The sequence below is a fragment of the Kitasatospora sp. NPDC001119 genome (assembly GCF_053598475.1).
Genome location: NZ_JBSFKI010000001.1, coordinates 205,416 through 227,019, shown reverse-complemented (window position 1 = coordinate 227,019; position 21,604 = coordinate 205,416). Strand labels below are relative to the sequence as shown.

Here is a 21,604-nt window from a genome sequence, read left to right as displayed (position 1 = left end):
AACGGACGTCGTCCGGACCAGATGTTCAGCGAACTACCAGGAAAGGTCCCCCGGGGCACCTTACCTCCCAGGCCGTTCGCGCTGCCGGGCGAGGCGGTGCGATACCGCGCGGCACGGGCAGGGAGACTATGGGGATGAGCATCACCCGCTTTCGCCCGTCCCACCGCCTCTGGCCCGCGTGTGCCGTCCTGGCACTCGCGGTCGCCGTGGCCGGTTGCAGCAGTACTGGAGGCAGACGCGCCGAGGAGGCCCGCGCCAAGGCCGCGGCCACCGGCGGCGGCGCCGTCTCGACTCCGCGCTGGAAGGTCGCCATGGTGACCCACGCCGGAGCCGGCGACGCCTTCTGGGACACTGTGCGCAAGGGCGCCGAGCAGGCCGCCGCCAAGGACAACATCACCTTCCTGTACTCCAACGACGCGCAGACCCAGAACCAGGTCCAGCTCGTCCAGGCCGCCATCGACCAGAAGGTCGACGGCCTGCTGGTCACCCTTGCCAAGGGCGACGCCATGGCGGACGTCCTCGGCAAGGCCAAGGCCGCCGGCATCCCCGTGATCACGATCAACTCCGGCCAGGAGTACTCGCAGAAGTTCGGCGCGCTGACCCACATCGGTCAGGACGAGTCCACCGCCGGCCAGGCGGCCGGTACCGAGCTGGCCTCGCGCGGCCGCAAGAACGTGCTCTGCGTGATCCACGAGCAGGGCAACGTCGGCCAGGAGCAGCGCTGCTCCGGCGCCCAGTCCAAGTCCGGCGGGGCCTTCCAGGTGCTCTACGTCAACGGCGTCGACATGCCCGACGCCCGCGCCGCGATCTCCGCCAAGCTGCAGGCCGACCCGTCCATCGACACCGTGCTGACCCTCTCCGGCCCGATGGCCGCCACCGGCCTCCAGGCCGTCCAGGACGCCCACCGCACCGTCGAGCTGGACACCTTCGACCTGGGCACGCAGGTGGTGTCCGGGCTCAAGTCCGGCAGCGTCGGCTTCGCCGTCGACCAGCAGCCCTACCTCCAGGGCTACACCGGCGTCGACCTGGTCTGGCTGTACAAGTACAACCTGAACATGCTCGGCGGCGGCAAGCCCGTCGAGACCGGTCCGCAGATCCTGACCAAGGACAACGCCGACGCGCTCGCCGAGTACGTCGCGAGGGGGACCAGGTGAGCACCCCCGACCTCCTCGCCCACGACGGCCTGGTCGACGGCCGTCCGCCGGCCCTGCGGCGGCTCCTCGCCCGCCCCGAGCTGGGCTCGCTGATCGCCGCCGTCGCGGTCTTCACGGTCTTCGCCGTCGTCGCCGAACCGTTCCTGCGGGTCTCCTCGCTGGGCACCGTGCTGTACGCGGCCTCCACCATCGGGATCATGGCGGTGCCGGTCTCGCTGCTGATGATCGGCGGCGAGTTCGACCTGTCGGCCGGCGTGCTGGTCACCACCGCCGCGCTGACCTCCTCGATGGTCTCGTACCAGTTCACCGCGGTGACCTGGGTCGGCGTGCTGGTCTCGCTGGCGACCACGCTGGCCATCGGCGGGTTCAACGGCTGGATGCTCGGCCGCACCAGGCTGCCCAGCTTCATCGTCACGCTCGGCACCTTCCTGATGCTGACCGGCGCCAACCTGGGCGTCACCAAGGCGATCTCCGGCACCGTCTCCACCAAGTCGATCTCCGACATGGAGGGCTTCGCCGCCTGCCGCTGGCTGTTCGCCTCCGAGGTGACCGTCGGCGGGCTGACCGTCAAGGCCACCGTCTGGTGGTGGCTCGGCCTGCTCGTGGTCGGCAGCTGGGTGCTGCTGCGCACCCGCTTCGGCAACTGGATCTTCGCGGTCGGCGGCGACGCGGACGCGGCCCGCGCGGTCGGCGTGCCGGTCGCCCGGACGAAGACCCTGCTGTACCTGGGCGTCGGCTTCGGCGCCTGGGTGCTCGGCCAGCACCTGCTGTTCTCCTTCGACACCGTGCAGTCCGGCGAGGGCGTCGGCAACGAGCTGATCTACATCGTCGCGGCGGTCATCGGCGGCTGCCTGATCACCGGTGGCTACGGCTCGGTGGTCGGCTCCGCGCTCGGCGCGCTGATCTTCGGCATGGCCAGCAAGGGGATCATCTACGCCCAGTGGAACCCGGACTGGTTCAAGTTCTTCCTCGGCGCGATGCTGCTGCTGGCCGCGCTGCTGAACGCCTACGTCAAGCGCCGGGCCGAGCGGGGGCCGCGATGAACACGGACCTCACGGGGGCCGCGACGAACACGGAAGCCATGGGTACCGAACTGCTCTCCCTCGACGGCGTCGGCAAGAGCTACGGCACCGTCCGGGCGCTCCAGGACGTCTCGCTGACCCTGCGGGCCGGCGAGATCAGCTGCGTGCTCGGCGACAACGGGGCCGGCAAGTCCACCCTGATCAAGATCATCTCCGGGCTGCACCAGCACGACGAGGGCACCGTCACCGTCGGCGGCGAGGCGGTCCGCTTCGACTCCCCGCGCCAGGCCCTGGACCGCGGCATCGCCACCGTCTACCAGGACCTCGCGGTCGTCCCGCTGATGCCGGTCTGGCGCAACTTCTTCCTCGGCTCCGAGCAGGGCATGCGCCGCTGGGGCGGCCTGCGGCTGGACGCCGAGGGGATGCGCGCCACCACCCGCGACGCGCTCGCGCGGATGGGCATCGACCTGTACGACGTCGACCGGCCGATCGGCACCCTCTCCGGCGGGCAGCGCCAGTGCGTGGCGATCGCCCGCGCGGTGCACTTCGGCGCCAAGGTGCTGATCCTGGACGAGCCCACCGCCGCGCTCGGCGTCAAGCAGTCCGGGGTGGTGCTCAAGTACGTCACCGCCGCCCGCGACGCCGGGCTCGGGGTCGTGCTGATCACCCACAACCCGCACCACGCGTACCTGGTCGGCGACCACTTCACCCTGCTCCGGCGGGGCCGGATGGCGGGCAGCCATCCGCGTGCCGAGATCAGCCTCGAACAGCTCACCACCGAGATGGCCGGCGGCTCCGACCTCGCCGAGCTCTCGCACGAGCTGGCCCGACCGTCGCTCTCCGACCCCCGTGGCTCCGCCCCCGGCGGCTCCGGCACCGGGCTCCCCGGTGGCGGAGAATCGGCTTCCGGAGAATCCGACCCCCGAGAACCCGACACCCGTGAGGAGCGTCCGCAGCCGTGACCGGCTCCCAAGGCAGCACCCGGCCACCCGTCCTGCCGACCCTGCTCGGCCTCGGCCCGCGCGCCGAGCGCCGCCGGCGCGCCCTGCCCGCCGGGATACTGCGGCTGCCCACGATCGGTGTCGACATCGGCGGCACCAAGGTGGTCGCCGGGGTGGTGGACGGCGAGGGCAAGGTGCTGGAGAAGCTGCGCACGGACACGCCGCACAAGAGCAAGAGCCCCAAGGTGGTCGAGGACGTCATCGTCGAGCTGGTGCTCCAGCTCGCCGACCGGCACGACGTCCACGCCGTGGGCATCGGCGCGGCCGGCTGGGTCGACGCCGACCGCTCCAAGGTGCTGTTCGCCCCGCACCTCAACTGGCGCAACGAGCCGCTCCAGGAGGCGCTCAGCGAGCGGCTGCGGTTCCCGGTGATCGTGGAGAACGACGCCAACGCGGCCGCCTGGGCCGAGTGGCGCTTCGGCGCCGGGCGCGGCGAGGACCACATGGTGATGCTCACCCTGGGCACCGGCATCGGCGGCGCGGTGGTCCGGGACGGCTACGTGGACCGCGGCAAGTACGGCCTGGCGGGCGAGTTCGGGCACATGCAGGTGCTGCCCGGCGGCCACCGCTGCCCGTGCGGCAACCGGGGCTGCTGGGAGCAGTACTCCTCCGGCAACGCCCTGGTGCGCGACGCGCGCGAGCTGGTCGCCGAGGAGTCGCCGGTGGTGCAGCCGCTGCTGGCCCGGGCGGGCGGCACGGTCGAGGGCATCACCGGGCCGCTGGTCACCGAGGCCGCCCAGGAGGGCGACCCGGTCGCGACCGAGCTGCTCTACGAGGTCGGCACCTGGCTCGGCGTCGGCATCGCCAACCTGGCCGCCGCGCTGGACCCGGGCCGCTTCGTGATCGGCGGCGGGGTCTCCGAGGCCGGTGACCTGCTGCTCGGTCCGGCCCGGGACACCTTCCGCCGCACCCTCACCGGGCGCGGTTTCCGCCCGGAGGCCGCCATCGTGCACGCCGCCCTCGGCAACGAGGCCGGCCTGGTCGGCGCGGCCGACCTGGCCCGGCAGGTGGCGCGGCGCTTCCGCACGATCAAGCGGCGGCGGGTGGAGCGCAGCGCGCTGTAGCGGGGTGGGGGCGCCTGCCGACTGTTCTCCTGGCGCCCCCGCCCGCCCCGCCAACTACCCGTTGGTAGCGGCGCGGTGTGGTTGTCGGATCATCCCTCCTGTGGAACAACTGAGTTGACGCAGACTCAGGAGGATTCGGATGAGGGCTCTGACCCGTCTCGCACCACCACTGCTGCTCGCCACCGCGCTGGTCTGGTCCGGCGTCGGACCGGCCGGCGCCGCGACCCCGCCGACGAAGGCGCCCGAGGCGGTGGGCCGGGGCGGAGCGGTCGCCACCGTCGACGCCGACGCCACCGCCGCCGGCATCGAGGTGCTGCGCAAGGGCGGCAACGCGGTGGACGCGGCCGTCGCCGCCGCCGCGGCCCTCGGGGTCACCGAGCCGTACTCCTCCGGCATCGGCGGCGGCGGGTACTTCGTCTACTACGACCACGCCACCGGCCGGGTGCACACCATCGACGGCCGGGAGACGGCCGGGCGCACCGCCGACAGCGGCCTGTTCCTGGAGGACGGCAAACCGCTGGCCTTCGCCGACGCCGTCACCAGCGGCCTGTCCGTCGGAGTCCCCGGCACCCCCGCCACCTGGGACGCCGCACTGCGCAAGTGGGGCACCCGCTCGCTCGCCCAGAACCTCGAACCGGCCGAGCGGATCGCCGACCACGGCTTCGTCGTCGACGACACCTTCCGCGGCCAGACCGCCGACAACTACGCCCGGTTCAAGGACTTCCCGGCCACCGCCGCGCTCTACCTGCCGAACGGCAAGCCCCCCGAGACCGGCAGCGTGCTGCGCAACCCCGACCTCGCCGCCACCTACCGGCTGCTCGCCAAGGACGGCGTCAAGGCCTTCTACCAGGGCGAGTTGGCCGGGGACATCGCCAACACCGTGCAGCACCCGCCGGTCGACCCGGCGTCCGGCCGCAATGCCCGCCCCGGCAAGGTCGACACCACCGACCTCGCCGACTACCGGGTCCGCGACCAGGCGCCCACCCACGTCTCCCACGGCGCCTACGACGTCTACGCGATGGCCCCCTCCAGCTCCGGCGGCACCACCGTCGGCGAGGCGCTCAACATCCTGGAGGACGGCGGCGACGTCTCCACGTACAGCGGCACCCAGTACTACCACCACTTCCTGGAGGCCTCCCGGATCTCCTTCGCCGACCGCAACCGCTGGGTCGGCGACCCGGCCTTCAACGACGTCCCCACCAGGGAACTGCTCTCCGAGCGCTACGCCGCCTCCCGGGCCTGCCTGATCAGCCCGGACCACGCGCTGACCAGCCCGCTCGCCCCCGGCGACCTTCGCCACCCGGCCCCCTGCGCCGACACCGGCCAGGCCGTCCCCGAGCCGTACGAGGGCCCCAACACCACCCACCTGACGGTCGCCGACCGCTGGGGCAACATCGTCTCCTACACGCTCACCATCGAGCAGACCGGCGGCAGCGGCATCACCGTCCCCGGCCGGGGCTTCCTGCTCAACAACGAGCTGACCGACTTCGACTTCACCCCGCTCGCCCCGGGCGTCCCCGACCCCAACCTGCCGGGCCCGGGCAAGCGGCCGCGCTCCTCGATGTCCCCGACGGTCGTGCTGCGCGACGGCGAGCCGCTGCTGGCCACCGGCAGCCCCGGCGGCGCGACCATCATCACCACCACGCTCCAGGTGCTGCTCGGTCGGCTCGACCGGGGCCTGAGCCTGGAGCAGGCCATCGCCGCCCCGCGCGCCAGCCAGCGCAACAGCGCCACCACCCAGGCCGAGCCCGCCTTCCTGGCGCTGCCCGAGCGGGCCGCGCTGGAGGGCCTCGGACACAGTTTCGTCAACGGCGGCGAGATCGGTGCCGCCACCGGCGTGGAACGGCTGCCGGACGGCCGCTGGGTGGCCGCCGCCGAGCCGGTGCGGCGCGGCGGCGGCTCGGCCGCGGTGGTCCGGCCCGCGGGCTGACCGGGCCGGCCTGTCGGTGCCGGGCGGTATGTTCGGGGTGGGCCTCCCGCACGAGGGGCGGCCCACCCCGTCCGTATGCCCGACTGCATGTCCGTCCGCACCGAACCACCGGGAAGGCCGCCCGCCGTGACCGTCCGCATCGCCACCTGGAACATCAACTCCGTCACCGCGCGGCTGCCCAAGCTCCTGGAGTGGCTGGAGAGCGCCAAGCCCGACGTGCTCTGCCTCCAGGAGCTCAAGTGCGCGGCCGACGCCTTCCCGTACGAGGCGGTCCGCGAGCTCGGCTACGAGACGGCCGCGCACGGCAACGGCCGCTGGAACGGCGTCGCGATCGTCTCCCGGATCGGCCTGGACGACGTCGTGCGCGGCCTCCCCGACCAGCCCGGCTACTTCGCCGACGGCGCCCTGCTGCCCGAGGTCGAGCCGCGCGCCATCGCCGCCACCTGCGGCCCGGTCCGGGTCTGGTCGGTCTACGTGCCGAACGGCCGCGAGGTCGGCCACGCGCACTACCAGTACAAGCTGGAGTGGCTGGAGGCGCTGCGCAAGGCCGCCACCGAGGACGCCGCCGGCCCCCGCCCGTTCGCCGTCCTCGGGGACTTCAACATCGCCCCGACCGACGACGACGTCTTCGACGCCGCCGCCTTCGAGGGCCTCACCCACGTCACCCCGGTCGAGCGCGCCGCACTGGCGGCCCTCGACGGGATCGGCCTCCAGGACGTGCTGCCCCGCCCGCTCAAGTACGACCACCCGTACACCTACTGGGACTACCGCCAGCTGGCCTTCCCCAAGAACCGGGGCATGCGGATCGACCTCACCTACGCCAACAAGCCCTTCGTCGAGGCCGTCACCGACAGCTACGTGGACCGCGAGGCCCGCAAGGGCAAGGGCACCTCGGACCACGCGCCGGTCGTGGTGGACCTCGACCTCTGAGCCGCCCCGCGTGAGCGCCACTCCGGGTGAGCGCCACGGGTGAGCCCCGCCGAGGGTGTCACGACGGGTCACGGGTCGTAACCCGAACGGTCGTGAGCGCTGGCCGAGCGTGGGGCGCGTCCCTACCGTCGGTGAATGACCGGGTGCAGTTGCTCGACCACGTGGACATGGGAGTCCCCGGCTGCGCCCGAGAATCCCGGAGGTTCCGGTATGCGCCCCATGCGTACGGCCGCCGCCGCCCTGATCGGCGCGACGGCGCTGACCGGCCTGACGGCCCCCCTCGCATCCGCCAGGGACGGTTCCGCGTCGGTCAGCCCGTCCCAGGCCGCACCGGGCCAGACCGTGACGGTCACGGTCTCCTGCGAGAAGTCGGACAAGCCCGACGCCAAGACCATCACCGCCCGCTCCGCCGCCTTCGAGGGAGGCCCGGCGACCCTCACCCTGGGCCCCGACGGCAAGCACAGCGGCTCCGCCCGGCTGGCCGGCCAGCACGCCGGGGACAGCAAGGTCGACGGCACCTGCCCGGACGGCGGGGCCTTCGCCACCAGCGTCACGGTCACCACCGTGGCCGTGCCCGACAGGGGCGGTGACAAGGGCGGCGACAAGAACCCCCAGAAGAACCCGGGTCTCGGCGAGTGGGGCGAGGCCGCGGGGGAGTGGGCCGGTTCGCTCGGGCAGTCCGGCGCCGGCAACCAGCAGGTCGCCCCGCACGGCGCCGTGCAGACCGGCCTCGGCGGTTCGGTCGCGGCGAACCCGGGGGAGCTGGCCGGCGGCCTCGCGCTGGTCGCGGGCGGTGTCGGCGGCTTCTGGCTGCTGCGGAGGCGCGGTGCCTGAAGGCCTCGCGCCCCACTGCGCCCCTGCGCCGCGCCGCTGGATCCCGACGGGATCGGCGGCGCGGCGGCGTGTCGGGACGGCGTGCCGGTTCTCCGGAGCGCCGGTGCGTCAGGCGGTCCGCGGTTCGGCGTCCTCGCGGTGCAGCCGGTCCTGGTGGCGGAGGGTGCCGTCGGCCAGCAGGTACTGGGCCAGCACATAGGTCGCCATGATCCAGAACTGATGGCCCGGCAGCTCCCGCCACTTCGCCAGCTGGGTGGCGATCAGCGTGTCGGAGAGCAGGAACAGCGCCCCGCCCAGCCCGGTCCGCCAGCCCAGCCCGGCCGAGGTGACGGCCGTCGACGCGAGCAGCAGGCTGTAGCCGGCCACCGGGACGCGCAGGTCCCCGAGGTCCGGCCAGAGCTGCCCGACCAGGGCCACCCAGGCCGTCGCGTACGCGGCCGCGACCACCAGGGCCCGGCGGCGGTCGGTGAGCGCGCCGCGCTGGACGAACATCGTCACGTAGCAGACGTGCGCCGCCGCGAACGAGCCCATGCCCGCGAGGAACGCGGGGTCGTTCTTCAGCTGGAGCAGCACGTCGCCGCCCGCGCTCAGCAGCAGCGCCGGCGCCAGCAGCTTCGGCGCCTCCCGCCCGGCCTTCGCGGCCGCCGCCACGCTGTGCGCGGCCAGCAGCGGCATCAGGGCCGGCTTGGTGGCGTTCTGGAGCACCGAGGCGCCGGAGGCGATCGCGCCCAGGTGCGCCGCCGAGGTGGCCGCGAAGCCGCCCAGCAGGCCGGTGGCCGAGCGCAGGCGCGCCCCGAGGCCGACGCGGGTGGTGGTACGGAGGGTCATGCGTGCGCCTCTCGGTGATCCGCTGCTTCGGACCGACCCTAGAGGAGCTGGACCGGCGGTGGAAGGGTCGGTTACCGGTGCGTAACCCGGGCGGGGTGCGGCGGATGACGGGGTGGCCGGTGAGCGGAGCGCGGGCGGCCGCTTCGAGGGCTCTTGCGGAGAGTTCCTCAGGAGGGCGGTTGCTGCGGTCGGGTGGCCCGGGCACCGTCTAGTCTGGACCCCGACATGGATCAGCAGGACTACGCGGTCGGCGCCACCCGGGTGGCCGCCGGCAGGCCGGACGGACGCACGGGCGGGGCAGGGCGGGGAACCGCCGCCGCCGTCCTCGCCGTACGCGAAGCCGGTCCCGAGGCTGGTCCCGACGACGGTGGTGCCTCCGGTTCCGACGCGGGCCGCCCCTCCGGTCCCGCTGACAGGACGCCGGGGGCGGCCATGGGGAGCGGTGCTGACGGCCCGCAGGCGTCGGCCGCTCCGGCCGTCGACACGACGCTCTCGCCCGACCCGGGGCTGCTGCGCCTGGCCCACTGGTTCGCCGCCGCCACCCCCGGCACCGCCGACGACCTCTGCACCGCCTCCTTCGGCCTCTACCCCGCCCGCCACCTCGGCACCGCGGCCGAGCCCGCCGCCGATCCCGGCGTCAGCTGGTGGCACGGCCCCACCGCGCACTTGGCCACGCCCGTACGCCCCCGCGAGGACCGCACCGAGGGCGGACTGCGCCGCGCCCGGCGCGACGACGCCGCCCTGCCCGTCGTCCGGTCGGGTGCCAAGACGGGCCGGCCGGGCCGGCACCGCAGGCCCGAACGCACGCGGGTGGCACCGCCCACCGTCGTGGCGCAGGATCGTTCCGGCGAGGAGCTCCCGGCGGCCGAACGCCGGATCGCCGCCCGGCTGTTGCTCGCCCACCCGCTGGTCACCGCCTCCGGCCCGCACGCCGACGGCTTCCCGCTGATCCGCCGTCACCGCGACTGGCTCGCCGAGCGCTTCGACACCCTGCTCGGCTACCGCCTCGTGGTCGGCCCCTGGCACGCCCGGCTCTGCAAGGCAGGCCTGGGCCCCGGCGCCGCGCGCCGCCTCGAACACCCCGTCACCGGCACTCCGTTCACCCCGGCCGGGTACGCCCAACTCGCCCTCGCGCTCGCCCTGTTGGTCGACGCCCCGGAGGAGCTCGGCTACCGGCGGCTGCTCGACGCGATGAACGCCGCCGCCCCCGAACTCACCGCCGAACCGACCGACCTCGCCATGGCGCTGGCCGCGCTGGCCGGCTGGCAGGTGCTCGGCGAGCTGCCGGCCGAGGGCCAGGCCGACGACTCCTTCGTGCTGACCGTGGACCGCGAACTCGCCCGGGCCGTCCCGGCCGGCCCGCCCGCCCTCGCCGACGACGCCGCCGACCTGATCCGCCGCGCCGCCGAGGCCGAGCCCGCCACCGCCGTCCGCCGCCTGCTCGCCGAGACGCCCGCCGTCCTGGCTACCGACCTCCCCGAGGACCACCGCGCCTGGCTGGACGAGCACCGGCTCAGCGGACCGGCGGCGCTCGCCGAGTTCCTCGGACTGGAGGCCGAACTGCGGGCCGAGGGCGTCGCGCTGCTCGACCCGGCCGCCGAACTCACCGACCTCGCCCTCCCCGGCGGGGGCACCCTCACCCAGGCCGCCCTGCTGCTGGTCGAGCGCCTGGTCGAGGAGGTCCGCCCGCTGCCCGACGAGCCGGTGGCCGGCGACGTCCCGATCCCGGACGCGCTGATAGACGGCGTCCTCGGCGACATCGCGGACGAGTTCGGCCTCCCCGCCCGCTACCTCGCCGACCGCACCGCCCTGCGGCGGGACGCCCTCGACGTGCTCCACCGCCTCGCCCTGATCACCCCCACCCCCCATCCCACCCGCCCCCCGGCCTGGCGCCTGCGCCCCCCGGCCGCGCGCTACGCCCCGGCCCCCGACCTCCACCCCACCCCCGGCACCGGCCGCCACTCCCGCCCCGGACAGCCGGCGTAGCGGACCGCCGCCGTGGCGGCGGCGCCCACCGTGCCGCCCCGGCTCCGCCGCCGGGGAGCGGAAAGCAAGAAGCACCGGGCCCGGAACGGGACCGCGGTGCTGGGTGGAGCAGGGGCTACTTGCTGGCGGAGGCGCTCGCGAGGGGGCCGTGTTCGACGGTTTCCACGGTGGCGCCGACGCCCAGGGTGCCGAGGGCGATGGAGGTGAGTACGGCGGTGACGGCGAGCAGCCGGCGGTGCCGTTGGGGCAGGGGGAAGCGCGGTTCCTGGTAGGGCGCCTGAGGGTTGGCGTTCATGACAGGGAGGTTTCCAGGGCGGCGTGAACGGTCGGTACGTGCGGGTGAAGTCCGGACGGGGGTTGGGCGTCGGTTGGCCGCGTACGCCCCACCCGTCACCGGGCAGGGCGTACGCGCAGGTCAGCGGCGTGTGCCCGACTCGCCGACGACCTCCCGGACGGCGTCCCGCAGGCCGTGCGGAGGGTGGAAGCGGGCGGGGGCGGCGGCCGGGTCCTCGCGGAGCTCCTTCACCAGCGAGACGCACAGCAGCAGCATCACGACCACGAACGGCAGCGCGACCAGGATCGTCGCGTTCTGGAGCGCGGTGAGCCCGCCGGCCAGCAGCAGGGCCGCCGCGACCCCGCCCATCAGCACGCCCCAGACCACCACCAGCCAGGTGCGCGGGTGCAGCGAGCCCCGGCTGGAGAGCGAGCCCAGCACCAGCGAGGCCGAGTCGGCGCTGGTGATGAAGAAGGTCATCACCAGCAGCACCGCGACCACGCTGGTCACCGAGCCGAGCGGCAGCGCGCGCAGCATCTCGAACAGCGAGGCCTCCGGGCCCTGCGGGATGGTCGCGACCAGGTCGGCCGCGCCGGTGGTGGACAGCCGGATCGCGGTGCCGCCCATCACGCAGAACCAGATGACCGTCGCCCCGCTGGGCACCAGCAGCACGCCGAGCAGGAACTGCCGGATGGTGCGGCCGCGCGAGATCCGCGCGATGAAGGTGCCGACGAAGGGCGCCCAGGAGAGCCACCAGGCCCAGTAGAAGATCGTCCAGGAGCCGAGCCAGCTCTCGTCGGTGAAGGCGCCGGTCTGGGTGGACATCCCGAGCAGGTCGGAGAGGTAGCCGCCGACCGAGGAGGGGATCGCGTCCAGGGCGAACACCGTCGGGCCGACCACGAAGACGAAGACCATGATCAGCGAGGCCAGCACGACGTTCGCGGTGGAGAGCCACTTCACGCCCTTGTGCACCCCGGAGAACGCGGAGACCACGAACGCGGCGGTCAGCGAGCCGATGATGATCAGCTGGGCGTTCTGGGTGTTGCGGACGGAGGTGATGTAGCCGAGCCCGTCGGCGACCTGGAGCGCGCCGAGGCCGAGGCTGGTCGCGGAGCCGAAGACGGTGGCGAACACGGCCAGCAGGTCGATCGTCCGCCCGGCCCAGCCGTCCGCGCCGCGCTGGCCGATCAGCGGGACGAAGGCGGCGGAGACCCGGTTGCCCCGGCCCTTGCGGAAGGTGGTGTAGGCGAGGGCCAGGCCGCCGACCGCGTAGATCGCCCACGGGTGCAGGGTCCAGTGGAAGAGCGAGAACTCCAGGGCCTGCTGGGCGGCGGCCGCGCTCTGCGGCTCCAGGCCGGAGCCCGGCTGCGGGGTGGCGAAGAGCTGGAGCGGCTCGCCGACGCCGTAGAACATCAGGCCGATGCCCATCCCGGCGCTGAACATCATGGCGATCCAGGCGAGGGTGGAGAACTCGGGCTCGTCGTCGTCGCGGCCGAGCCGGATCCGGCCGAAGCGGCTGAACGCGAGCAGCACGCTGAGCGCCAGGAAGACGTCGGCGGCCACCACGAACAGCCAGCCGAAGTTGTGCAGCACCCAGCCGAGCGCGGTGTCGGAGGTGCGGCCGAGCGAGTCCTCGGCGAAGACGCCCCAGGCGACCACCGCCAGGACCAGGACGGCGCCGATGCCGAACACCGCCCGGTCGGCCGGAAGGGTCGCGGCGGGTTCGTCGGGCTCCTCCACGGGCTGGTCGGACTGGGGCGGCTGGCTGCTCATCGGATGGACCCCTCGACATACTCGGCGCGCGTCGGCACGCTCGGATTCAAGCTGTATGTCGCACTATGTCCAGTCCGCTCCGTGAGCGGAGGGACGGCGCGCCGGGGAAGCGCGGGGTCGGGACCTACGTCCCGTCAGGCCGCCTGCTCCTCGCCGTAGTCGTGCCCGTCGTCGTGCCGGTGCCCGGGCCCGTGCTGCCGTCCGCGGTCGGGCCCGGAGTCGCGCGCGGTGGCGAGGTAGTGGGAGAGCGCCCGGCGGCTGCGGCTGAGGTCCTCGATCCGGGAGTCCAGGTCGGCGAGTTCGCCGCGCAGGATGGCGAGCAGCTCCGGGCAGGCCTCCAGGACGGGGACCGGACCGGTGGCGCAGGGCAGCAGCTCGGCGATCACCCGGGTGCTCAGACCGGCTGAAAGCAGGCTGCGGATCTGCCACACCCGGACGGTGTCCTCCTCGCCGTACTCGCGGTAGCCGGCCGCCGTGCGGTCCGGCCGGAGCAGGCCCTGTTCCTCGTAGTAGCGGAGCAGGCGGGTGGACACCCCGGTCAGGCGGGCGAGTTCTCCGATGCGCATGACCGGGCGAACGCCGCCGCCTGCCGGGGTGTTCCCCCGGGGGGCTCGGCTCGTGAGGAACTCCGGCAGTACGTCGCGCAGTTCGGGCGGCGCCCCGGCCACCGGCTGGTGCCCGCAGGGGAGTTCGGCCAGGCGTGTGCCGGGGATCAGCCCGGCCGGCGACCAGGGCGGGGACGGCTGTCGCGGCCGGTTCGGCGCGGACGTCGGTCCGGGCGGCGGGCCGGAACCGCTGCCGGAAGCCGTCCGGTACCAGGGACTTGGGATGTTCCCGCAGCGGGGCGAGCTCGTCCGGCCGGTCGGCCAGGTCGATGAACAGCTCGGAGAGCGTCCGCAACCGGGCCGGGCCCCGGCCACGCCGGCGAACAGTGGCGGCGAGCGGACCCGCCCGGGGCGGCGGGTGGCGATCCGGACGGCGACGGCGGCGCCGAGCGGGTATCCGGCCAGATCGAAGGTGTCCGGGCGCCGGCCCCGGCCCCGTGGGCGAGCGGCGGTTCCGGGCCGGGACCCGGACGATCCGGGCGGGCGGGGTGGCTGACATGGGGTGCTCCGCTGCGGGGCGGGGTTTCGCCGACACAATGGGAACGGTAGGAGTCCACACCGGTGAGTAGGTCAGACCGGGGAGCGGAAGCCCGTCCAGGACGGCCCGCGGGCCCCGGCGGCGGCCGCGGTCGCGCGCGGCGCCGAAACCGACCACGCTGAAACGGAAGGAACGCCGTTCATGGACGACGAGGTCCGCACCCCGAACGAAGCAGCCCCGACGCCGGCCGATCCGACGCCCGCCGACCGGAGGCAGACCGATCGGAGCAGGGCCGACCGGAGGCGGGCCGAGCCGACGCGGGCCGCCCGGGACGGCGCGCGTGCCGACGGCGTGGACCGCCGGACGCTGCTGCGGGCGGCCTCCGCCGCCGGGGCGCTCGCCGCGCCGGTCCCGGCCGCGCCCCTGGTCACCGCGGGCCGGGCGGCCGCCGAGGGGGCACCCGGGGCGGTGTCCGGGGCGGTGTCCGGGGCCTCGTCCGGGCCCGTGCCCGGGATCGTCAAACCGCTGCCCGCCGAGTGGTTCGTGCCGCACGGCACCAACGCGGAGACGCGCTGGGACACCTTCCGCGGCGCCGACGGCGGCGCCGCTATCGGCCGCCACGTGCCGGTGGAGCGGTTCTTCGTCCGCAACCACACCAGCACCCCGCTGATCGACCCGGACACCTGGAGCCTCAGGCTCTTCGGCAGCGGCCTGCGCGGCGCCCCGACGGCCGGGCGCCCGGTCGAGTTCGGCCTGGACGACCTGCGGGAGCTGCCGTCCACCCGGATCAGCGCGTTGATCGAGTGCGCCGGCAACGGCCGCAGCTACTACTCCGGCCAGCAGGGCCAGCCCGTCCCGGGCACGCCGTGGACGCTCGGCGGCGTCGGCTCGGCGAGCTGGCGGGGCGTCCGGCTGGCCGAGGTGCTGCGGGCCGCCGGGCTGACCGGGGCGGCGGTGGACGTGCTGCCCACCGGCCTGGACCCGGACTTCGTCGCCGGCGGCACCAACTACGGCCCGGTGCGCCGCCCGCTGCCGATCGCCAAGGCGCTGGACGACGTGCTGCTCGCGTACGAGATGAACGGCGAGCCGCTGACCCCGGACCACGGCGCCCCGGCCCGGCTGGTGGTGCCCGGCTGGGTGGGCATCGCCTCGATCAAGTGGGTGGGCAGCGTGGAGGTCGCCGACCACCCGCTGTACTCGCCGTGGAACACCGACTTCTACCGGATGTTCGGCCCGGACTACCCGCCCGGCGGGGGCGACCCGCTCACCGTCCAGGTGGTCAAGAGCGCCTTCGAGCTGGCCGCGGGCGCGCGGCTGGCGGCGGACCGCGAGCACCGGCTGCACGGGCGCTCGTGGTCCGGCGTGGCGGCGGTGCGCCGGGTCGAGGTCAGCACGGACGGCGGCCGGACCTGGCGGCGCGCCGAGCTGCGCGACGAGCCGCGGGCCGACGGCTGGACGCGCTGGAGCCTCGACTGGCGCCCCGGGCGGCCCGGCCCGTACGAGCTGCGCGCCCGCGCGACGGACCGCCGGGGGAACACCCAGCCCGAGCGGGCGCTGTTCAACCGGGAGGGCTACCTGTTCGGTGCCGTGGTGGCCCACCCGGTGACGGTGGTCTGAGCCGAGCGCCGGTCCGCGCCGCGCCAGGAGCCCCGACGGCGGGGCTCGTGGCGCGGCGCGGCTCAGCCGGTGGACTGGACCTCGTACGGGGCCGGGTAGCGCGTCTCGTACGGGGTCAGCACCAGCCGCACCACGTCCTCCAGGCGCCGCCGGGCGTCCCCGAGGGTGGTGCGGCCGGTCACCCAGGCGGTCAGCTCGCCCTGCCAGGCGTGGGCCACGATGTGCCGCACCAGGTCGCTCGCGGCGGCCGGCACCTCGGCCGTCACCGCTTGCAGGGCGGTGCTGTCGGCCCGGGCCATGCCCTGTAGGGCCTCGCTGGCGAAGGGGTCGGTGGAGGCGGCCACGGCCACCCGTAGCCGGGCGAGTTCGGGCTGCCGCTGGTAGGCCCGCATCCCGCCCCGGACGAACCGGACGGCCCGGTCGGTGGCCCCGAGCCCGGCCCTCGGTCCGCGCAGCTCGGCCACCAGGTCGGCCAGCAGCAGGCGGTGCCATTCGGCGATCGCCGCAGCCAGGAGGTGGTCCTTGGAGGAGAAGTAGCGGTACGCCGTCCCCAGGGCGACTCCGGACCGCTCGCAGACTTGTTTCATCTGCATACGCTCGACGCCGATCTCGTTCACCAGGGCGAGCGCGGCCGCGATCAGGCTTTCGCGGCGTTCGAGCTGACGCGGAGACATCGCCTCCACCGGCCGTGGTGACAGGTCAACCTTGGTCACCCGCACCATGATACGGGCCGGGGCCGCTCAGGAGTATGACGCCGTCCGGCCCCCTTCCGTTCGTCCGGCGGTCACCGGGGTGCCGGAGGTGTGACGAGGGGGCCCTCGGGCGTCACGACGGGTCGCGGACCAGCGCCTCCTGGACGGCGGAGGCGACCAGCCGGCCGTCCAGGTCGTAGAACTCGCCGAGCGCCAGGCCCCGGCCGTCCGAGGAGGACGGGCTGCGCTGGGCGAACAGCAGCCACTCGTCGGCCCGGAAGGGGCGGTGGAACCACATCGCGTGGTCCAGCGAGGCCATCAGCAGCCGGGGCGGCTCGGTGCGCTGGAAGAAGTTCGACTGCACGTCCAGCCCGACGGTGGAGGCCAGGGTGAGGTCGGACAGGTAGGTGAGCGCGCCGGCGTGCAGCAGCGGGTCGCCGTCCGGCAGCGGGGAGGCGGTGCGCATCCAGACGAACTGCTGGAGCAGCCCGGGGACGGCCGGCGGCAGACCCGGGGTGTCCGCCGGGACGAACCGCAGGTCGAGGTCGCGGAAGCCGCCGGACGCGGCGAAGCCCCGGCGGACCTCCTCGGGCAGGAGGGCGACGGCGTTCGGCAGCGACTCCGGGTGCGGCAGCGGCGGGATCCGGCGCTGGCGGTCGGCGGCCGGCTCGGGGTGCTTGAAGGAGACCGAGAGGGTGAAGATCTCGTTCCCCCGCTGGAGCGCCGTCACCCGGCGGGTGGTGTACGACAGGCCCTCGCGGACCCGCTCGACCAGGTAGTCGATCGGGTGGCCCGGGGTGCCCGGCAGCAGGAAGTAGCCGTGCAGCGAGTGCACCGGGCGCTCGTCCTCGCAGGTGCGCCCGGCGGCGACGAGCGCCTGCGCGGCGACATGGCCGCCGAAGGCGCGCATCGGGGCGCCGGCATGGCAGCAGCCCCGGAACGTGTTCTCGTCCAGCCGCTCGATCTCCAGCAGCTCGGCGAACGGGGCGGCCGGCACGGCGCGCCGTTCGGCCCGGACGTGCGGTTCGGTGAGGTCGGTCACGAGGCCATAGTGGCAGAAGCCAACCGTGTGGTGGTGTGACCTGGGTAACGCCGCCCGCGGGCTCGTGTGATGACATAGAACACGTTCCAGTCCGATCCCCGGCTCTGGCCCCGCGCCCGGCCGGGTCGAGGCCCTCCCGGCGCCCTCGCGAGGCCGCCCCGAGGCCGCCCCGCGGTCGTCCCGACGGATTGTCAGTGCCCTCACCTAGCGTGCTCGGCATGACGCAATCCGCACACGCGTACGCCTATCTGCGCCCGTCGGCCGTCCTGGACGGCGCCGACGGCCGGCACCTCGACCTGGCCACCTCCGGCGGCGCCACCCCGCTCGGCGCCGCCGCCAACCCGCGCTTCTTCGCGGGCTTCCTGGCCGATCCGGCGCCGGCCGCCGCCGCGCTGCTCGCGGTCGCGGACGTCGCCGCCGCGCGCTACTACCAGCCGCGGCTGCGTGCCTCGCTCGACCCGGTGGTCACCGCCAACGGGGACCGGCTGCGCTTCGAGTCCTTCTCGGGCTGCTGCGGCGTCTACGCCCGGCTCGATGTGCTCGGGGCCGGGCTCGACGGGGACGAGATCGGCCACGGCACCACCAACGTGGACGTCAACAACCCGCTGCGCGAGGCGCTGACCAGGATCGGCCCGGCCGACCCGCTGCACCTCGCGGTCGGGCCGGACGCGCTGGAGGTCACCACCTTCGACGGCTCGCTGGTCGAGAAGAAGGTGCCGCTGCCGGAGCGCTGGCTGCGCGGCTTCGCCGAGACCCAGGTGGTCGCCGCCGGTTTCGAACCGCGCGCCGAGCTGCCCGCCGCCGAGGCGGTGCGGTTCCTGCGCTCGCTGCCGCGCGGCGGGCGGGCCGGCGTCGGCTGGGTCGTCCCGGCCGGGAAGACGCTGCGGCCGACCACCCGGCCGGTGCCCGGCGCGGTCTGCCTGCCCGGGCCCGACCGGCTGGTGGCGCTCCAGCGGGTGCTGCGGCACGCGCTCGCCCTGCGGGTCTACGGGCCGGTCGCGGCCGGGGAGCCGACCGCCTCCGCCTGGGAGGCGGTGCTGCCCGGCATGCGGCTGACCCTGACGCTGTCGCCCAACGCCGCCCGGGGCTTCTCCGGCGAGGGCGGGGTGCTCGACGCGCTCGCCACCGGCACGGCCGAACGGGACGCCGAGCTGATCGCGGTGCTGCTCGCCTGGGAGCCCCGGATCGAGGTCGGGGACCTCGCCGCCCAGTCCGGGCTGAGCTCCGAGCGGGTCCGCGCCGCGCTCACCCGGCTGGGCACCGCCGGGCAGATCGGCTACGACACCGCCGAGGCCGCGTACTTCCACCGGCAGCTCCCGTACGACGCCGGGCGGGCCGAGGCGGCCAACCCCCGGCTGCGGGCCGCCCGGGCACTGGTCGAGGCCGGCGCCGTACGGCTGGAGGAGGGCGGGGCGACGGCCGTCGTCACGGTGGACGAGCACATCCAGCGGGTGCGGACGGACGAGTCGGGGCGGCTGAGCTGCACCTGCCTGTGGTGGGGCAAGTACCGGGGCGGACGCGGGCCGTGCAAGCACGCGCTCGCGGTCGGGATGGTACGGGAGACGGCCGCCGGGGCGGCGGGGACGAAGGGGGCCGGAGCGTGAGCACGGTGGAGGGGGCCGACCGGCAGGGGCCGGTCGGCGAACTGCTGACGACCGTCCGGTCCGGGCGGCTGGCACGGATACCGGAGCTGCTGGCCGGGCTGGACGCGGCCCAGCGGCGGGCCGCCCTGACCGCCCTCAAGGCGCTGCGCAAGGAGCTGCGCCAGGAGTGGTCCCGGGAGGCGACCGAGACCAGGGGACGCCTGCTGGTGGCCGGGGCCGGCTGCCACGCCGGCCCGGCCGCCGCCGCCACCTGGCTGGCCGGCAGCGACTTCGGCGTCCGCGACTGGGCCCGGAACTCCGTGCTGCACCAGGTCGTCGAGGCGCAGCCGGTGGAGTGGCAGGTCGAGGTGGTCGCCCGGCTCGCCGTCCGGCCGGTGCGCAACCAGGGCTGGTCGATGTACCCGGTGATGGAGGCCGTGGTCCGGCGCACCGGCTGCGAGGTGCCGCGCGGCGAGACCTTCGTCCGGGGCTGGACGGACCGCGTGAGCGACTTCGGCAGCCGCGGCGCGCGTCCGACGCTGGCCGAGAAGCTGCGCCAGGACGACTTCACCCCGGTGCTGCTGCCCGAGCTGCTCGAACTCGCGGACGTCGGCTGGCAGCTGACGCACCGGCACAGCCCGCGCCCCGGCGACGTCTGGACCGAGGCGATCGGCGAACTGGCCGCGGCCGGCCTGGTCGACCGGGCCGAGCTGCTCGACCGCTGCCTGGCCCGGCTGCTGCGCGGCGGCAAGCCGGCCGACCAGCGGGCCCTCCTGGAGGTGCTGCGGGCGCTCGGCCCGACACCGGCCGAGTACGCGGCCCGGGTGCGCGACCTGGTGGCGCTGCTGGACGGCCAGTCGGTGCTCGCCGGGCACGCCCAGGAGGTGCTCGCCGGGCTGGACGAGGCCGGCCTGATCGAGCCCGAGGTGCTCGCCGAGGCCTCGGCGGTGGTGCTGTTCCGGACCGAGAAGAAGCTGGTCCGCGCCCAGCTGGCCTGGCTGGACAAGGCCGCCCGGCGCGCGCCCGGGCGCTCCGGCCCGGTGGTGCTGGCCGCGGCCGAGGCCTTCGGGCACCCCGACGCGGCCCTCCAGGAACGGGCGCTGAACGTGGTGGCCCGGCACCTGAAGGCGGCGGGGGAGGCGGTGGTGGCGGAGCTGCGGACCGCCGCCGAGGGGCTGAACCCGGCCCACCACCTGCGCGCGGGCGACCTGCTCGGCGCGCCGGTCGGCGGCGACGGGGACGACCCGGACACCGGGTGGAACGCCTTCCTCCCGCCGGCCCCCGAACCGCGCCCGCTCGGCGCCCCGATCGGCTCGGCGGTGGAACTCGCGGAGGAGCTGTCCGCCCTGCTCGCCTCGCAGGAGCCCGCCGTGGCGGACTTCGAGCGGGTGCTGGACGGGCTGGTCCGGCTCACCCGCCTGGACCGGAAGGCGCTGGCCGAGGCGGTGGAGCCGGTCCGCCGGGTGCACCCGTGGCGCGGCACCAACAGCGTGGGCGACTGCACGCCCCGGGAGATCCTCTACGTGGTGGCCGCGGTGGCCGGGGAGACGCCGCCGTGGAAGGTCTGGGACTACCTCGGCCGCAAGGGCCGCTCCGTGCTGCGCGGAGCGCACACCACCGTGCCCGGGGCCGTCCTCGCCGCCCGCCTGGAGGAGGCCGCCTGGCAGGTCCACCACGCCGGGCTGCCGTACCTGCTCGCCACCCCGACCGACGCCACCGGCGCACTGGACGCGGCCGAACTGGTCGAGCGGCTCGCCGGGTACGAGGCGGCGGGCGTCAAACCGGGGAAGGCCGACCTGTCCCAGGCCCTGCTGCGGGTCGACGTGCGGGCCCAGGAGGCGGTGCTGAAGGCCGCCGAGGCGCTCACCTCCCCGGCCGGGCGGTGGCTGGCGCACTGGCTGCGCACCGGCGGCCTGCCCGGGCAGCCCTCCGAGCGGGTGGTGTTCGCGCCCGGCAAGGGGGTGCGGCACACCAACGTGCACGGGGACCGCTGGTGGGAGGAGGTCGAGCGGATCGCCGTCGCCCAGCCGGGCATCGGCGCCGGACCGAAGGGGCCGGGCGGCGAGCGGCTCCCGGCCGAGCCGCGGGCCCTGCTGGACGGCACTGAGCCCAGCGTCGCCCGGGCCCGCACGGTGTACGGCTGGACGTGGCGGCCCGTCGCGCACTGGTTCGCGATGCTCCCCTGGCACCGGGAGGAGTTGGCCGCGCGCTGGCTCGACCCCTTCGCCGGGGGCGCAGACCAGGACGAGCGCGGCGCCGCCCGCTACCTCCCGCTGCTCGCCGAGGCCGGCGGCCCGGCCGGGCTCGCGCTGCACCTCGCGCTGGCGTACGGCCTGGGCTCCCGGCACGCCGAGGACCGGACGGCGGCGGTGGACGCCCTGCTGGTGCTCGCCGCGCGCGGCGACCTGGACGGCGCGTTGCTCGGCCGCGAGCTCGGCGCCCTGGTGGCCTGCGGCACGGTGATGGCCGGCCGGCTGGGGGCGGCGCTCACCACGGCGGCGGAGACCGGCGCCCGGGCGACGGTCTGGTCGGTGCTCGGGGCGGCCCTGCCGGTCCTGCTGGGCGAGGCCGACCAGTCGGCGCGCGGGCTGGGCGACCTGATCGCGCTGGCCACCGACTGCGCCCGGCGCACCGGGGCCCGCGGGCCGGTCGCCGAGGTGACGGCGGCGGCCGAACGCGGAGGCTCGGGCCGGGTGGTCAAGGAAGCCCGGGCGCTGCGGGACGTCCTCGCGGGCTGAGGGGGCGGCGCGGGCCGGGTGGCGGCTTGCGGCTGACAGCTCTCAGTCGACGG

The 21,604-nt window shown here is 75.1% G+C and carries 17 protein-coding genes; 11 read left to right on the top strand and 6 right to left on the bottom strand.

The genetic code is table 11. The features are described 5' to 3' along the window. Positions 1–134 precede the first annotated feature (134 nt). From ACWDD9_RS01095 to ACWDD9_RS01065, 7 genes are all read left to right on the top strand, one after another. Positions 135–1,154: a sugar ABC transporter substrate-binding protein gene (locus tag ACWDD9_RS01095; protein WP_049654482.1), complete on the top strand. Its 1,020-nt coding sequence runs from the start codon at positions 135–137 to the stop codon at positions 1,152–1,154. Then, positions 1,151–2,197 carry an ABC transporter permease gene (locus ACWDD9_RS01090; RefSeq protein ID WP_049654484.1) on the top strand — a complete coding sequence of 349 codons (1,047 nt, stop codon included), beginning with the start codon at positions 1,151–1,153 and terminating at the stop codon, positions 2,195–2,197. The genes ACWDD9_RS01095 and ACWDD9_RS01090 overlap by 4 nt, the downstream gene beginning before the upstream one ends. A 38-nt stretch (positions 2,198–2,235) precedes the next feature. Beyond that, positions 2,236–3,138 (top strand): ATP-binding cassette domain-containing protein, encoded by a 903-nt coding sequence (locus ACWDD9_RS01085; protein WP_234348494.1) that lies wholly within the window; start codon positions 2,236–2,238, stop codon positions 3,136–3,138. Then, on the top strand, positions 3,135–4,241 hold the full coding sequence (locus tag ACWDD9_RS01080; protein ID WP_396277058.1) for an ROK family glucokinase: 1,107 nt from the start codon (positions 3,135–3,137) through the stop codon (positions 4,239–4,241). The genes ACWDD9_RS01085 and ACWDD9_RS01080 overlap by 4 nt, the downstream gene beginning before the upstream one ends. Positions 4,242–4,380: 139 nt before the next feature. Next, the gene (ggt, locus tag ACWDD9_RS01075) at positions 4,381–6,171 is read left to right on the top strand and encodes a gamma-glutamyltransferase (RefSeq protein WP_449810478.1); all 1,791 of its coding nucleotides are present in this window, start codon (positions 4,381–4,383) and stop codon (positions 6,169–6,171) included. 87 nt (positions 6,172–6,258) lie between these two features. Then, on the top strand, positions 6,259–7,101 hold the full coding sequence (locus ACWDD9_RS01070) for an exodeoxyribonuclease III (RefSeq protein ID WP_049654497.1): 843 nt from the start codon (positions 6,259–6,261) through the stop codon (positions 7,099–7,101). 210 nt (positions 7,102–7,311) lie between these two features. Continuing rightward, the gene (locus tag ACWDD9_RS01065; protein WP_049654489.1) at positions 7,312–7,935 is read left to right on the top strand and encodes a hypothetical protein; all 624 of its coding nucleotides are present in this window, start codon (positions 7,312–7,314) and stop codon (positions 7,933–7,935) included. A gap of 108 nt (positions 7,936–8,043) precedes the next feature. On the opposite strand, the gene ACWDD9_RS01060 is transcribed toward ACWDD9_RS01065, so the two are convergent. Further along, positions 8,044–8,763, bottom strand: coding sequence for a lysoplasmalogenase (locus tag ACWDD9_RS01060; RefSeq protein ID WP_375873460.1), 720 nt, complete (start codon positions 8,761–8,763; stop codon positions 8,044–8,046). 225 nt (positions 8,764–8,988) lie between these two features. On the opposite strand from ACWDD9_RS01060, the gene ACWDD9_RS01055 reads away from it, so the two are divergent. Beyond that, complete coding sequence (locus ACWDD9_RS01055) at positions 8,989–10,749, top strand: DUF2398 family protein (RefSeq protein WP_449810477.1); 1,761 nt, start codon at positions 8,989–8,991, stop codon at positions 10,747–10,749. Between the two features lie 115 nt (positions 10,750–10,864). Here ACWDD9_RS01055 and ACWDD9_RS01050 read toward each other — a convergent pair whose 3' ends face one another. From ACWDD9_RS01050 to ACWDD9_RS01040, 3 genes are all read right to left on the bottom strand, one after another. After that, the gene (locus ACWDD9_RS01050) at positions 10,865–11,044 is read right to left on the bottom strand and encodes a hypothetical protein (RefSeq protein WP_449810476.1); all 180 of its coding nucleotides are present in this window, start codon (positions 11,042–11,044) and stop codon (positions 10,865–10,867) included. Positions 11,045–11,164: 120 nt separating this feature from the next. Continuing rightward, on the bottom strand, positions 11,165–12,796 hold the full coding sequence (locus ACWDD9_RS01045) for a BCCT family transporter (protein ID WP_049659793.1): 1,632 nt from the start codon (positions 12,794–12,796) through the stop codon (positions 11,165–11,167). A gap of 134 nt (positions 12,797–12,930) precedes the next feature. Then, positions 12,931–13,362, bottom strand: coding sequence for a MerR family transcriptional regulator (locus tag ACWDD9_RS01040; RefSeq protein WP_449810475.1), 432 nt, complete (start codon positions 13,360–13,362; stop codon positions 12,931–12,933). Between the two features lie 718 nt (positions 13,363–14,080). Here ACWDD9_RS01040 and ACWDD9_RS01035 point away from each other — a divergent pair. Then, positions 14,081–15,496: a sulfite oxidase gene (locus ACWDD9_RS01035; protein WP_449810474.1), complete on the top strand. Its 1,416-nt coding sequence runs from the start codon at positions 14,081–14,083 to the stop codon at positions 15,494–15,496. Between the two features lie 62 nt (positions 15,497–15,558). Here the strand turns inward: ACWDD9_RS01035 and ACWDD9_RS01030 are convergent, their stop codons facing one another. Further along, entirely contained in the window at positions 15,559–16,209 is a 651-nt protein-coding gene (locus tag ACWDD9_RS01030; RefSeq protein ID WP_063780393.1) for a TetR/AcrR family transcriptional regulator, read from the bottom strand. A gap of 112 nt (positions 16,210–16,321) precedes the next feature. Beyond that, positions 16,322–17,230: an acyl-CoA thioesterase gene (locus ACWDD9_RS01025; RefSeq protein ID WP_387969364.1), complete on the bottom strand. Its 909-nt coding sequence runs from the start codon at positions 17,228–17,230 to the stop codon at positions 16,322–16,324. 218 nt (positions 17,231–17,448) lie between these two features. Here ACWDD9_RS01025 and ACWDD9_RS01020 point away from each other — a divergent pair, with 218 nt between their 5' ends. Together ACWDD9_RS01020 and ACWDD9_RS01015 are read left to right on the top strand one after the other, a co-directional pair. Continuing rightward, on the top strand, positions 17,449–18,834 hold the full coding sequence (locus tag ACWDD9_RS01020) for an SWIM zinc finger family protein (RefSeq protein ID WP_449810473.1): 1,386 nt from the start codon (positions 17,449–17,451) through the stop codon (positions 18,832–18,834). Continuing rightward, entirely contained in the window at positions 18,831–21,551 is a 2,721-nt protein-coding gene (locus tag ACWDD9_RS01015; RefSeq protein WP_449810472.1) for a DUF7824 domain-containing protein, read from the top strand. Before ACWDD9_RS01020 ends, ACWDD9_RS01015 begins: the two co-directional genes overlap by 4 nt. Positions 21,552–21,604 lie beyond the last annotated feature (53 nt).